Source organism: Streptomyces sp. NPDC001381 (genome assembly GCF_042895685.1).
In the GTDB taxonomy this organism is placed as follows: domain Bacteria; phylum Actinomycetota; class Actinomycetes; order Streptomycetales; family Streptomycetaceae; genus Streptomyces.
Genome location: NZ_JBIAWO010000009.1, coordinates 251,743 through 264,966, shown reverse-complemented (window position 1 = coordinate 264,966; position 13,224 = coordinate 251,743). Strand labels below are relative to the sequence as shown.

The 13,224-nt window shown below is 72.4% G+C and carries 10 protein-coding genes; 6 read left to right on the top strand and 4 right to left on the bottom strand.

Annotated features, from left to right (window positions below; genetic code table 11):
- Positions 1-410: 410 nt before the first annotated feature.
- A complete protein-coding gene (locus ACFY2L_RS31850) occupies positions 411-860 on the top strand; it encodes a PTS glucose transporter subunit IIA (protein WP_390662422.1) in 450 nt (149 codons plus the stop codon).
- Positions 861-948: 88 nt separating this feature from the next.
- Positions 949-2,619: a phosphoenolpyruvate--protein phosphotransferase gene (gene ptsP, locus ACFY2L_RS31845; protein WP_390662421.1), complete on the top strand. Its 1,671-nt coding sequence runs from the start codon at positions 949-951 to the stop codon at positions 2,617-2,619.
- An 89-nt stretch (positions 2,620-2,708) separates the two neighbouring features.
- Here ptsP and ACFY2L_RS31840 read toward each other — a convergent pair whose 3' ends face one another.
- Together ACFY2L_RS31840 and ACFY2L_RS31835 are read right to left on the bottom strand one after the other, a co-directional pair.
- A complete protein-coding gene (locus ACFY2L_RS31840) occupies positions 2,709-3,602 on the bottom strand; it encodes a hypothetical protein (RefSeq protein ID WP_390662420.1) in 894 nt (297 codons plus the stop codon).
- A 24-nt stretch (positions 3,603-3,626) separates the two neighbouring features.
- Positions 3,627-4,835 (bottom strand): MFS transporter, encoded by a 1,209-nt coding sequence (locus ACFY2L_RS31835; protein WP_390662419.1) that lies wholly within the window; start codon positions 4,833-4,835, stop codon positions 3,627-3,629.
- Between the two features lie 112 nt (positions 4,836-4,947).
- On the opposite strand from ACFY2L_RS31835, the gene ACFY2L_RS31830 reads away from it, so the two are divergent.
- A complete protein-coding gene (locus ACFY2L_RS31830; protein WP_390662418.1) occupies positions 4,948-6,267 on the top strand; it encodes an aminotransferase class I/II-fold pyridoxal phosphate-dependent enzyme in 1,320 nt (439 codons plus the stop codon).
- A gap of 39 nt (positions 6,268-6,306) precedes the next feature.
- On the opposite strand, the gene ACFY2L_RS31825 is transcribed toward ACFY2L_RS31830, so the two are convergent.
- The gene (locus ACFY2L_RS31825; protein WP_390824087.1) at positions 6,307-8,274 is read right to left on the bottom strand and encodes an acetoacetate--CoA ligase; all 1,968 of its coding nucleotides are present in this window, start codon (positions 8,272-8,274) and stop codon (positions 6,307-6,309) included.
- A 215-nt stretch (positions 8,275-8,489) separates the two neighbouring features.
- On the opposite strand from ACFY2L_RS31825, the gene ACFY2L_RS31820 reads away from it, so the two are divergent.
- On the top strand, positions 8,490-10,856 hold the full coding sequence (locus ACFY2L_RS31820) for a TIM-barrel domain-containing protein (RefSeq protein WP_390824086.1): 2,367 nt from the start codon (positions 8,490-8,492) through the stop codon (positions 10,854-10,856).
- A 7-nt stretch (positions 10,857-10,863) separates the two neighbouring features.
- On the opposite strand, the gene ACFY2L_RS31815 is transcribed toward ACFY2L_RS31820, so the two are convergent.
- On the bottom strand, positions 10,864-11,400 hold the full coding sequence (locus ACFY2L_RS31815; protein WP_390662415.1) for an NUDIX domain-containing protein: 537 nt from the start codon (positions 11,398-11,400) through the stop codon (positions 10,864-10,866).
- A gap of 164 nt (positions 11,401-11,564) precedes the next feature.
- Here ACFY2L_RS31815 and ACFY2L_RS31810 point away from each other — a divergent pair, with 164 nt between their 5' ends.
- Complete coding sequence (locus ACFY2L_RS31810) at positions 11,565-11,990, top strand: Zn-ribbon domain-containing OB-fold protein (protein WP_390662429.1); 426 nt, start codon at positions 11,565-11,567, stop codon at positions 11,988-11,990.
- Positions 11,987-13,177, top strand: a complete 1,191-nt coding sequence (locus tag ACFY2L_RS31805) for a lipid-transfer protein (protein ID WP_390824095.1) — start codon at positions 11,987-11,989, stop codon at positions 13,175-13,177. Before ACFY2L_RS31810 ends, ACFY2L_RS31805 begins: the two co-directional genes overlap by 4 nt.
- Positions 13,178-13,224: the final 47 nt, after the last annotated feature.

Sequence of the window (13,224 nt, the reverse complement as noted above, 5' to 3'; positions counted from 1 at the left end):
GGCGTTGATTTTTGGCACGCTGTTGAGTTCTCAAGGAACGGACGCTTCCTTTGTACTCACCCTCTCGGGCTTTCCTCCGGGCGCTTCCCTTCGGTGTTTCCAACTCTATCAGGGTTTTTCCGTCCTCCTGACCACCGTCCCGCAAGCATGCGGAAGATGATCCAGAGAAGTGGATCTGACTGAATTGGATGCTGCTCGACAGGCGCACTTGATCGCGTCGCTCATCCCAAGCAGGAGTACGACTGTACACGGGGCCGCAGAGCGGGTGCAAATCCACTAGAGTGGTGGTCTAGACCACGTCGGGCTCTCGTGCGGAACCGGTACTTCATCTGACATACCCTGCTGCACAGTGCGCCGACCTGGACAGGCAGTAACGGCCCATGTACATCTCCACCCCTGGGAGGCTTCCCATGACCACCGTGACGTCCCCTCTTGTAGGACGCGCCATCGGACTGGCCTCGGTGCCTGATCCGGTCTTCTCCGGGGCCATGGTCGGCCCGGGTACGGCGATCGACCCGGTGCGCGAACCTTCTGAGGCGGTGGCGCCCGTGGACGGAGTCATCGTCTCCCTCCATCCGCACGCCTTCGTCGTCGTCGATGCCGAGGGACACGGCGTGCTCACCCACCTCGGTATCGACACCGTGCAGCTCAACGGCGAGGGCTTCGAGCTCCTCGTGAACAAGGGCGACACCGTCACCCGCGGCCAGGGCATCGTGCGCTGGAACCCGGTGGCGGTCGAAGAGGCCGGCAAGTCCCCGGTGTGTCCCGTCGTGGCGCTGGAGGCCACGGCGGACTCTCTCGGTGAGCTCCGTGAAGACGGCGACGTGAAGACGGGCGACGTTCTCTTTTCCTGGCAGTGATGCCGCCGCCGTCCCCCTGAGGGGCACGGCGGCATGTAGGACAACCACCGCGGCGGCGGGACCCGCCGCACTAACGGAGACGGGTGAGATGGAGACAACGCTGCGAGGCGTCGGCGTGAGTCACGGTGTGGCGATCGGCGAGGTTCGGCACATGGGAACGGCGGTCCTCGAGCCGCCGGCCAAGCAGATACCGGCAGAAGAGGCGGAGCGCGAACAGGGGCGCGCCCGCAAGGCCGTGGAGGCCGTCGCCGCCGACCTGATGGCGCGCGGCAATCTGGCGGGGGGCGAAGCCCAGGCGGTGCTCGAGGCGCAGGCCATGATGGCCCAGGACCCCGAGCTGATGGCGGACGTGGACCGGCGTATCGCCGTCGGCAGCACGGCCGAGCGTGCCGTGTACGACGCGTTCGCCTCCTACCGTGAGCTGCTGGCGGCGGCCGGTGAGTACCTCGCGGGTCGCGTGGCCGACCTCGACGATGTGCGGAATCGTATCGTCGCCCGTCTGCTGGGCGTCCCGATGCCGGGTGTCCCGGACAGCGACGAGCCGTACGTGCTGGTGGCCCGGGATCTGGCGCCGGCCGACACCGCGCTGCTGGACCCGACGCTGGTGCTGGGCTTCGTGACCGAGGAGGGCGGGCCGACCAGTCACAGCGCGATTCTGGCGCGTGCGCTCGGTGTGCCGGCGGTCGTCGCGCTGCCGGGTGCCGGTGAGCTGGCCGAGGGCACGATGATCGCGGTGGACGGCAGCACGGGTGAGATCTTCGTGAACCCGAGCGACGAGAAGAAGGCACAGCTCGAGGCCGCGGCGGCGGAGCGCAAGGCGGCGCTGGCCGCCTCGACCGGGCCGGGTGCCACCGCCGACGGTCACAAGGTGCCGCTGCTGGCGAACGTCGGCGGACCGGCCGATGTGCCGGCCGCCGTGGAGGCGGGGGCGGAGGGCGTCGGTCTGTTCCGTACCGAGTTCCTCTTCCTCGACGACAGCAAGAACGCGCCGTCCGAGGAGAAGCAGGTCGAGGCCTATCGGCAGGTGCTCGAGGCGTTCCCCGAGGGGCGGGTCGTCGTGCGCGTCCTGGACGCGGGCGCGGACAAGCCGCTGGACTTCCTGACTCCGGCCGACGAGCCGAACCCTGCGCTGGGCGTGCGGGGTCTGCGCACCCTGCTCGACCACCCGGACGTCCTGCGGACGCAGCTGACGGCGCTGGCCAAGGCCGCCGAGGGTCTGCCGGTGCATCTCGAGGTGATGGCCCCGATGGTGGCGGACCGTGCCGACGCGAAGGCGTTCGCGGACGCGTGCCGCGAGGCGGGGCTGCGGGCGAAGTTCGGCGCGATGGTGGAGATTCCGTCGGCCGCGCTGCGGGCCCGGTCGATTCTTCGGGAGGTCGAGTTCCTGTCGCTGGGAACGAACGACCTCGCGCAGTACACGTTCGCCGCCGACCGGCAGGTGGGTGCGGTGTCCCGGCTGCAGGATCCGTGGCAGCCCGCGCTGCTCGACCTGGTCGCGCTGTCCGCCGAGGCGGCCAGGGCCGAGGGCAAGAGCTGTGGTGTGTGCGGCGAGGCGGCGTCCGACCCGCTGCTCGCCTGTGTGCTGACGGGTCTGGGTGTCACCTCCCTTTCCATGGGTGCGGCGTCGATTCCCTATGTGCGGGCGATGCTGGCGAAGTACACGCTGGCGCAGTGCGAGCGTGCCGCGGCGGCCGCTCGCGCGACGGACAGTGCCGAGGAGGCGCGTGGCGCGGCGCAGGCCGTGCTGTCCGGCGAGTGAGCGGCCGGTCCGGGTCGGCCGGCGGCCGGTGAGCAGGGCGCTCCGCCTTCGGGTGGAGCGCCCTTTCCCGTGCGGCGCGGTGTGCCCGCTCAGTGGTGGTGGTCGGGCAGCGATCCGTCCTGTCCGAGGTCCGGTGGGGCGCAGTAGTCGACGTCGGACTCGGGTGAGATGAGGTCTCCGGACTCGGCGTCGGTGCAGTAGGCGTCGAAGACCTCGCCGGCGGTGAGGGGTTCGAGGCCGTCGCCGCGCATCCGCCAGCCGTAGATCCGGTCGGGGCTGCCGGGGGCGCAGGTGCGCATGACCAGGCCGCCGGGGCCGCGGGTGGCGAGGCCGAGGGCGAGGACGGTGGTGAACTCCAGGGCTTCGGCCTCGTCGAGTCGGGTGGTGCCGTCGGTCTCGTCGTCCCCGTGGAGGACGGCGAGGAGTGTTTCGGGTGTTCCGGTGACGCTGCACACCAGGTGCCGGTTGCCGGGCGGCGCTGTGTCGAGGATGCGGACGACGAGGTCGGAGGCGCGTGCGAAGGCGGCGCGGCCGATGTCCTCGCCGCAGGTCGCGCAGGCGCCGAGGCGGGACAGGAGGGTGGCCGCGTACTCCCAGGTGGCCTGGCGTACGGCTTCGTCGACGAGGGCGGGGACGAGGTCGGCGAGGGGCCGCCCGTCGTAGGGGATGGTGGGGCCCGTGGTCGCGAGCTGGGCCGTGAAGCGGGTGCGGTGGGCGGGGACGTCGGGGTCGAGGTTCCGGTCGGCGCAGTATGCGGCGTACTCCTGGGGGTCGAAGAGGGCCACGGTGGTGTGGCTGCCCTGTCGGGCGCGGGTCCTGAGGAGGTCTTCGACCTGGCGGAGGTAGGTGGCGTGGTCGTCAAAGGTGAAGCTGCGGTAGCGCCGCATGGCACGGAAGTCGTGTTCGTCGGTGAGCAGGCCGATGGTGCCGGCGATCTCACGGTGCAGGACGCGGCGCATGGTCCGGCGGTCGGTGTGTGCCATGTTTCCCCCTGTGAGCACGGTCGATCAATGCTCACTCACAGTAATCGGCGGCACTGACAACGGCCTTCGCGTGAGTCGTCCGCGGACCAGGCGGTGCTGGATTGCGCAGGTCACGGCGATGGCGCCACCGAAGGTGAGCCAGCCGAGGGGGCCGGTGGCGATCGCCGTGGTGACGGCGAGTGGTCCGATGCTGCGCTGGGCGGACTGGGCGAGGCCGTGGACTCCGAGGTAGGCGCCCTGGGCGGTGTCGGGGGCCAGGGCGACGGAGAGTTCCCAGGCGATCGTGGAGTGGAGTATTTCGGCGAGGGTGAAGAGGACGGCCGCGGCGGTGAGGGAGAGGGTGGTGGTGACGGTCCCGCCGGTCACCGAGACGGCCATGGCGGTACCGGCCAGGGCGAAGGTCGCCGAGAGCGGGACGAGGAGGGCGCGGGCGGCGGCCGTAGTCGCGCCGAAGCGGGCCAGGGGGACCTGGAGGGCCACGACCATCACGTTGTTGAGGACCATGAGCAGCGGTGCGAGGCCCTGGGGTGCGGTGGTGGTGTGGGCGATCCAGAGGGGCAGGCCGACCTTGAAGACGGCGTCGTCGAGGAAGAGCACGGTGTCGGTGGCGACGTAGGCGAGGTAGGTGCGGTCGCGCCAGGGGCTGCTCGGCCGGGCGGTGGGCCTGTGGTCCTTGGAGGTGGTGACCGTGCGGGAGCCGGAGCGGGGTTCGTGGCAGCGCAGGGTGAGGAGGGCGCAGGCGACGAAGGAGAGGGCGTCGCCGGCGAGGAGCCACCGGTACGCGGCGGTGCTGCCGAGTGCGAGGGCGGCAGCGGCGGTGAGGCCTCCGAGGGCCCAGCCGGCGTTGGCGACGGTGCGTTGGACGGCCTGGTAGCGGACGCGGTCGGGGCCGGCGATGCGGGTGGCGTAGAGCTTGGTGAGGACGTTGGCGGCGCGGTCGCCGAGGCTGCCCACGGAGCAGTAGGCCACCAGGAGCGCGTAGTGGTCGGTGGTCAGCAGGGCGAAGGAGGCCAGGGCGCGCAGCAGTTGGACCGCGATCAGGACGCGGGTGAGCGGTAGGCGGTCCGCGAGGCGGCCGCCCAGCGGGGCTCCCGCGATGCCGGCCACTCCGGCCGTGGCGACGAGGGTGCCGACCTGGGCGACGGAGAGGCCGGAGACGTAGGTGAAGTACAGGACGCTGACGGAGGCCCACAGGCCGCTGCCCACCCGGTCGGTGAGGGCGATGGTCAGCATTCTCCGGCCGTCGCGTCCTCCGGGTGTGCGGTGGCTCCATGTGGCCGCGCGGCGGATCGGATGCACGGGCTCCCCCTTGCCTGGAATTATGTATTGATACATACTTGGCAATGTGGCAACACAATATGGGATCAGTGGCACGACGGCCAAGGGGATTGCGTCGTCCGTCGAACGGGGCGTGGCCGAGGGCGCGTTGGGCCCGGGGGCCGCGCTGCCTCCGGTGCGGCGGCTCGCGGACGAACTGGGAGTGAGTCCGGGGACGGTCGCGACGGCCTACAAGGAGCTGCGCCGCCGCGGCATCGTCGTCACGCGCGGGCGGGGCGGCACGGTGGTGGCGGCGGTTCCCTCCGTGGCGTCACGCCGGCCGCCGAGGGTGCCGGACGGGCTGCGGGATCTGGCGGGCGGCCATCCCGATCCGGAACTGCTGCCCGGTCTGGTGCCGCCGACGCGCCTGTCCCCCGGTGCCCGTTCGCACCGCGCGACGCCCAGGCTGGAGCGGCTGGAGGAAGCCGTGCGGGACTGGATGCGTCCGGACGGCGTGCCCGTGGAGCAGGTGACGTTCGCGCACGGTGCGCTCGATCTGATCGGGCGGCTGCTGTCCGTGGAGCTCCGGCCCGGGGACGCGGTGGCCATGGAGGATCCCGGGTATCACCATCTGCTGGATCTGGTCACGGCTCTGGGGCTGCGCATCGTCCCGGTCGCGGTCGACGACGAGGGGGTGCGGCCCGACGCCCTGCGGACCGCCGTACGGTCGGGGGTCCGCGCGCTGGTGTGCAGTCCGCGGGCGCAGAACCCCTGGGGCGGCCGCTTCTCCGCGGCGCGCCGGGACACGCTCGTCGAGGTCCTGCGGGCCGCACCGGATCTGCTGGTCGTCGAGAACGACCACGCCTCCGCCGTCGCGGACGCTCCCCTGCTGACCCTGACCTCGGGCGGGCTGTCGCGCTGGGTGCACGTGCGGACGGTGAGCAAGTTCCTCGGCACCGACCTGCGGTGGGCGGCCGCGGCCTGCGACCCGACCACCCTGGCCCGGCACGACGGGCGGCTGCTGCTGACGTCCGGCTGGGTCAGCCATCTCCTCCAGGAGACGGTGTACGGGCTGCTGACCGACGACGGCACCCGCGCCCTGGTGACACGCGCGCGGGAGACGTACACGCGGCGCAGGACCGCGCTCCTGCGGGAACTGGCGGACCGGGGCGTCGTGGCGCACGGCGCGAGCGGGATGAACGTGTGGGTGCCGGTGCGGGACGAGTCGGCCGCGGTGAACGGGCTGCGGTCGTACGGCTGGTGGGTGGCGGCGGGGGCCCGGTTCCGGCTGGCGTCCGGGCCGGGGGTGCGGATCTCCGTCGCCGAGCTCGAGCCGGCCGACGCGGCACGTCTGGCCTCGGACTTCGCCGCGGTGCTGGGCGAGTCCGAGGCCACCTACGGCGGCTGACCGTCTGCCTGGCCGCCGTTCGGCCGTCGTGCGGGCGCGTCAGGCCCGCTTGCGCGCGAGCTCCTCGTAGAAGTGCAGCAGGTCGAGGTTGTCGATGGAGCCCGGGTTGACCGCCTTCTCCAGCGGAGTGCCCTGGAGCAGGCGCTTGACCGGGACCTCGATGCGCTTTCCGGTGAGGGTGTGCGGGACCCCGGGCACCTCGATGACCTCGTCGGGGACATGGCGCGGCGACAGCTGTTCGCGGATGGCCCGCTTGATACGGCCGAGCAGGGCGTCGTCGAGGACGGCTCCGGGGGCGAGGTGTACGAAGAGGGGCATCCAGTAGCCGCCGTCGGGCTGTTCGATGCCGATGACCAGGGACTCCTTGATCTCGGGGAGCCGTTCGACGACCTCGTAGATGTCGGCGGAGCCCATGCGCACGCCCTGGCGGTTGAGCGTGGAGTCGGAGCGGCCGTGGATGACGACGGAGCCGCGTGAGGTGACGGTGATCCAGTCCCCGTGGCGCCACACGCCGGGATAGGTGTCGAAGTAGCTGTCGTGGTAGCGGCTGCCGTCGGGGTCGTTCCAGAAGTGGACCGGCATGGACGGCATGGGGTTGGTGACGACGAGCTCGCCGACCTCGTCGACGACGGGGTGCCCGCTCGGATCCCAGGACTGCAGGTCGGTGCCGAGACCGGGCGCCTGCAGCTCGCCGGTGTACACGGGGAGGGTGGGGACGGCTCCGGCGAAACAGGAGCACACGTCGGTGCCACCGCTGACGGAGGCGATCCACACGTCCGCACGGACCTCGTCGTGCAGCCAGCGGAAGCCGTCGGGCGGGAGCGGTGATCCGGTGGTGGCGACGCACTGGACCCTGGACAGGTCGAAGTCGCGGGCCGGGTGCACGCCGGCCTTGCGGCAGGCCATGACGTACGCGGCCGAGGTGCCGTAGAGGGTGGCTCCCGTGCGTTCGGCGACACGCCACTGGGCGCCGGTGTCGGGATGGCCGGGGCTGCCGTCGTAGAGGACGATCGTCGTGCCGGTCAGCAGGCCGGAGACGAGGAAGTTCCACATCATCCAGCCGGTCGAGGTGTACCAGAAGAAGCGGTCCTCGGGACCCAGGTCGCAGTGCAGGCCGAGCTGTTTGAGGTGTTCGACCAGGATGCCGCCCTGGGACTGGACGATGGCCTTGGGCAGACCGGTCGTGCCGGAGGAGTAGAGCACCCACAGGGGGTGAGCGAAGGGCACCTGTTCGAAGACGGGGTCGTGGTCCGCGGCTGTGAGCGCCGACCATTCCAGGGCTCCCTCGGGGGCCTCGGTGCCCAGGAGCGGGATGTGGACGACCGCCCGCAGGGTGGGCAGCTCGCTGCGCAGCTCGGCGACGACGTCGCGGCGGTCGTGCTGCTTGCCGCCGTAGCGGTAGCCGTCGACGGCGAAGAGCACGACGGGCTCGACCTGCTGGAAGCGGTCGAGGACGCTGCGGGCGCCGAAGTCGGGGGCGCAGGAGGTCCAGACGCCGCCCACCGCGGCGGTGGCGAGGAGGGCGACCACCGCCTGCGGGATGTTCGGGAGGTAGCCGCTGACCCGGTCCCCGGGCCGGACACCGAGGGCGCGCAGTTCCGCGGCCAGCGAGCCGACCTGGCGGCGCAGCTCGGACCAGGTCACCGGGCGCGGCTCATGGGATTCGTCGACATGCAGCAGGGCCGGTTCGTCCGGGCGGGTGGCGGCCGCGCGCAGGGCGTGCTCGGCGTAGTTCAGCGTGGCCCCGGGGAACCATGCGGCGCCCGGCATGGAGCGGTCGCCCAGCACGCGCGCGTAGGGCGTCGAGAACCGCACGTCGAACCACTCCGTGACGGCTTTCCAGAACGTCTCCAGCTCGTCGACGGACCAGCGGTGCAGGGCCGGATACCCGCCTTCGGCGGGGGCTCCGTGGTGCTCGGCCGCCCAGGCGTGGAACCTGGTGACCTGGGCCTTCGCGATGCGCTGCGGATCTGGCCGCCAGAGCGGCTCGGGGTTCACGGTCGACATTGGGGCGGCTCCCGGACTGTGGCGCGTCGTGTGCGTCGCCCGCGCACGTGCTGGGTTGTGCGCGTGACGCGGCTGACAGGGACGATGCCATGTGATCGACTTCTGCACCAGGGTGTGCCCCACACAGTCCGTGTCGTGAAGATGTGGTCCCGGCATGGGTGAACGGCAGTTGAACGACACGCGCGTGTGGAGCGGTCAGTGGCAGGGTGAACAGCATGGACGGTCGTGACCTGGTGCGTTCGATGAAGGCGGTTGGCTCCGCGGGGGCCGCCGGGGGGTTGCGTACCGTGCGGGCCGCCTGGCGCAGGAGGCGGACCGACGCCACCGGGTTGCCGGCGCGGGGTGCCGAGCGGGCCAGGGTGCCGGGGACGGTGCGGGAGGTGGAGCCGGGGCCCGGAGGTGGCACGCTCCGGTTCAGCCGCTCGGAGCTGCGGATCCTCGTGGCCGTGAACGGGGCGGTCTTCTGGGGCTGGGACGGTGCCGGGCCCGAGCCGTCGTACGCGTTGGCCGGCCGCTGCCCGGAGCCCGATCCCCGGGCGGTGCTCGAACCGGACAAGGACGGCGGCTGGCGGGTCGTGGCCGAACGGGTGACGGTCGTGGTCTCGCGGCACGGTGCCGTGGAGGTGTGCACGCCGGGCGGCGTCATGCTGCGCCGGGATCTGCCGCCGCGATGGTGGGAGCCGCTGTCCGGCGGTCCGGGGCGCTGGATGCAGCGGTCCGAGGTGGCGGCGGACGCGCGTTTCTTCGGGCTCGGCGGTCGGGCGTCGGGGCCGCGCCTGCGCGCGGGAACGTACCGGCTGTGGAACACGGACCCCGGGCGCGCGTTCGGACGCGAGGACGATCCGCTCTATCTGACGATGCCGGTGCAGCTGGTGGTGTCGGACGCGGCCACGCATCTGGTGTTCCACGACACCTCCTGGGACGGCACCGTCACGCTGCGGGAGGGCGAGGAGGGGGCCGGGTCGGGGCATGACAGGGCGGGGATGTGCGAGCTGCGGATGGACGGCGGTCCCTTGCGCTGCTGGGTCATGGTGGGCACCCCCGCGCGCGTGCTGCTCGCCTGGGCCTCGCTCACCGGCGCTCCGGCGCTGCCGCCGGCGTGGGCGCTCGGTCACCAGCACGCGCGCTGGGGCTTCGGCAGCGAGCAGGAGGTGCGCAGGATCGTCGCGGGCTATCACGAGCACGGGCTGCCGCTCGACGCCGTCCATCTGGACATCGACCACTACGACGACCACCAGGTGTTCACCGTCGACCAGGACCGCTTCCCCAAGCTGCCGGTGCTCGCCGAGGAGCTGCGGCGGGACGGCGTACGGCTGGTGTCGATCGTCGACCCGGCGGTCAGGGCCGAGCCGGGCAACGCGGTCTACGACGCCGGGCTCGCCGAGGACGCGTTCGTCAGGGACGCCTCGGGGAGGCTCGTCGAGGGCGTGGTGTGGCCGGGTGGGGCGGTCTTCCCGGACTTCACGCACGCGCGCGTGCGGCGGTGGTGGGGAGGGCTGTACGCGGAGCGCCTCGCGCAGGGCTTCTCCGGCTTCTGGCACGACATGAACGAACCGACGTCGTTCACGGCGTTCGGCGAGTCGACGCTGCCCCGGTCGGCCCGGCACGCCCTGGACGGGCGGCCCGGCGATCACCGCGAGGCCCACAACGTCTACGCGCTCTGCATGGCGAGGGCGGCCTACGAAGGGCTGCGCGAGCTGCTCCCCGAGGAGCGGCCGTTCCTGTTCTCCCGCTCCGGCTGGGCGGGCCTGCAACGCTACGGCGGGACGTGGTCGGGGGACGTCGCCACGGGCTGGCCGGGGCTGCGGGCGTCGCTGTCGCTGGTGATGGGGCTCGGGCTGTGCGGGGTGCCGTACTCGGGGCCGGACGTGGGCGGGTTCGACGGGAGTCCGTCGCCCGAGCTGTTTCTGCGGTGGTTCCAGCTGGGCGCGTACCTGCCGTTGTTCCGTACGCACGCGAGCCTGCGGGCCGGCCGCCGGGAGCCGTGGGAGTTCGGTGCGGAGGTGCTGGAGCACGCGCGTGTGGCGCTTCTGGAGCGTCGGCGGCTGCTGCCGTACTTCATGACGCTGGCGCATCTGGCCCGGCGTACCGGCGCTCCCTATGTGCGCCCGCTGTGGTGGGGAGCGCCCGAGGACCGGGCGTTGCGGGACTGCGAGGACGCCTTCCTGCTGGGCGACTCTCTTCTGGTGGCGCCGGTGCTGGACCCGGGCGTCGACCGGCGTGCGGTGCGGCTGCCGCGCGGGCTCTGGTACGACACCGCGACGGGCCGGCGGTTCCGGGGGCCGGGGCAGGTGATGGTGGACGCGCCGCTGTCGCGTGTCCCGGTGCTCGCGCGGGCGGGCGCGGTCATACCGGTGCGCGGGGAGGACGGTGGCCTGGAGCTGGAGGTGTGGACGCCGGCGCGGGGCCGGACCGGTGGGGGTCTTGTGGTGCGGGACGCGGGCGACGGCTGGGACGAGCCCGAGGTCGAACGGTACGTCGCCCGCTGGGAGGGCCGGCAGGTCGTCGTCGAGCGGGAGGGGGAGGACGGCCTGCACGAGCCGTCCCACCCCGTGCGCGTGCGCGGGCTCGGCGAGCGGTGAGCGCGGTTCAGATGTAGCGGCCCTCGAAGAAGGCCCGCACGGCGTGCGTGTGCAGCGGGAAGGCGAGCTCCTCCGGCCTGCGCAGCAGGTGCCAGCCCTCCGTCTCGTCGGTGGCCGCCGACTCCGGGAGGCGGTCCGCGGGGCGCTCCGGGAGGAGACCGAACAGCAGCAGGTGGCCGTCCGGCGAGCTCATGGCGTCGACGAGGCGTACGTCGCGACTGGCGGCGTCGATGCCCGTCTCCTCCCTGAGTTCACGGACGACGGCCCGGCGCCAGTCCTCACGGTCGTCGATGTATCCGCCGGGCAGGGCGACGCCCCCGCGCGCGGGCGGGACGGTTCGGGTGATGACGACCAGGCCGGTGCCCTGCGCGTCGTACACGGGCTGGAGGGCGACGGCCACCGGCAGCGGGTTGCGGTAGGCGACGGTGGCGCAGGCCGGGCAGGTGCGGGGCCAGCCGGTGACGCCCTCCGCGTAGGGCGCTCCGCAGCTCGAACAGTGGGAGTCGCGTGCGGAGTTCGAATGGGAGTGCAGAGTTTCGGACACGCGGCGGAGCGTATCCGATCTTACCGAGGGCGTCGTGCGCGAGCGGCTCGATGCGCTGCCCTCCCCTGTCTCCTCCCTGCCCATTTCCGGATGCGCGTGCCACACTCCTGACGTTCCGTCAGATCTCGTGTGGAGGAGGCTCCTTGTCACGGACACGCACACCGGTGGTGGCCGGTTGGTTCAGCGGGGACGGGGACGACTTCCGACTGCTCGGGACGCGCTGCTCGGCGTGCCGGTCGGTGTTCTTCCCGCGTGAGGACACGCACTGCCGCAACCCGGCGTGCTTGGGCGGCGAGCTGACGGAGGTACCGCTGTCGCGACGGGGGCGGGTCTGGTCGTACACGGACAGCCGGTACCGGCCTCCGTCACCCTATGTGACCGATCCGGAACTTCCGTGGGAGCCGTACGCGTTGATCGCTGTGGAGCTGGAGTCCGAGCGGATCGTGGTGCTGGGGCAGGCGGTTCCCGGGGTCACCGTCGCCGATCTGACGGTGGGCATGGAGGTGGAGGTCGTCCCGGGTGTCCTGAGCGAGGACGCGGAGACGACGTGGACCACCTGGCACTGGCGGCCCACGGGGGTGGCGCGATGACGGCGGAGGTGGCGGTGCTCGGCGCGGGGATGCATCCGTGGGGCAAGTGGGGGCGCGGCTTCGTCGCGTACGGGGTGGCGGCCGCGCGGGCGGCTCTCGCCGACGCCGGTCTCGGCTGGCGGGACGTCGGCTCGATCGTGGGCGCGGACACGGTGCGTGGCGGATACCCGGGGTATGTGGCCGGGGCGACGTTCGCGAAGGCCCTGGGCTGGCAGGGAGCGCGGGTCACCAGTGTGTACGCGGCGTGCGCGTCGGGCGCGCAGGCGATCAACGCGGCGCGGGCGCAGATCCTCGCCGGGCTGGCGGACGTCGTGCTCGTGGTGGGGGCCGACGCGGCGCCCAAGGGCTTCTTCCGTCCTGCGGGCGGCGACCGGCCGGACGACCCGGACTGGCTTCGGTTCCGGGTGCTCGGCGCCACCAATCCGGCCTACTTCGGGCTGTACGCCCGCAGACGCATGGCCCTGCACGGGGACACCGCGGAGGACTTCGCCCAGGTCAAGGTGAAGAACTCCGCCATGGGCGCGCTCAACCCGAACGCGCGCTACCGCAAGCGGGTCACCGCCGAGGAGGTCGCCGCCTCCGCTGTGGTCGCCGATCCGCTGCGGCTGCTGGACATCTGCGCGACCTCGGACGGCGGGGCCGCCCTGGTGCTGTCCAGCCTGGAGTTCGCCCGTCGGCACGGCGCGGCCGATCCGGTGCGGATCCGGGCCGTGTCCACGGTGACACCCCGGTACCCCAACACCGTGCTGGATCTGCCGGACATCGCCACCGACTCCGCGGCCGCGGTGGAGCCCTGCGGTGAGCCGTTCCGCGCGTCGATCGCCCGCGCCGCCTACGAGGAGGCGGGTGTCGGGCCCGAGGACCTGTCCCTGGCCGAGGTCTACGACCTGTCCACGGCACTGGAGCTGCAGTGGTACGAGGACCTGGGCTTCTGCGGCGACGGTGAGGGCGCCAAGTTGCTGCGGGAGGGTGCGACGGCGCCGGGCGGCCGGGTACCGGTGAACCCGAGCGGGGGGCTGGCCTCGTTCGGGGAGGCGGTGCCGGCACAGGCGATCGCCCAGGTCTGCGAGCTGACCTGGCAGTTGCGCGGACAGGCCGGCGACCGTCAGATCGCGCACGCGCGCGTGGGCATCACGGCCAATCAGGGGCTGTTCGGGCACGGATCGGCGGTGATAGCGGTGCGGTGAGGAGGGGCGGACACGGCCGGCGGGGCAGGGAGCGGCGCCGTGCACCG

Coding starts and splice junctions, on each gene's coding strand:
- ACFY2L_RS31850 (WP_390662422.1), top strand. CDS start 411: ATGACCACCGTGACGTCCCCTCTTGTAGGACGCGCCATCGGACTGGCC.
- ACFY2L_RS31840 (WP_390662420.1), bottom strand. CDS start 3,602: ATGGCACACACCGACCGCCGGACCATGCGCCGCGTCCTGCACCGTGAG.
- ACFY2L_RS31805 (WP_390824095.1), top strand. CDS start 11,987: ATGACGGCGGAGGTGGCGGTGCTCGGCGCGGGGATGCATCCGTGGGGC.
- ACFY2L_RS31835 (WP_390662419.1), bottom strand. CDS start 4,835: ATGCTGACCATCGCCCTCACCGACCGGGTGGGCAGCGGCCTGTGGGCC.
- ACFY2L_RS31820 (WP_390824086.1), top strand. CDS start 8,490: ATGGACGGTCGTGACCTGGTGCGTTCGATGAAGGCGGTTGGCTCCGCG.
- ACFY2L_RS31825 (WP_390824087.1), bottom strand. CDS start 8,274: ATGTCGACCGTGAACCCCGAGCCGCTCTGGCGGCCAGATCCGCAGCGC.
- ptsP (WP_390662421.1), top strand. CDS start 949: ATGGAGACAACGCTGCGAGGCGTCGGCGTGAGTCACGGTGTGGCGATC.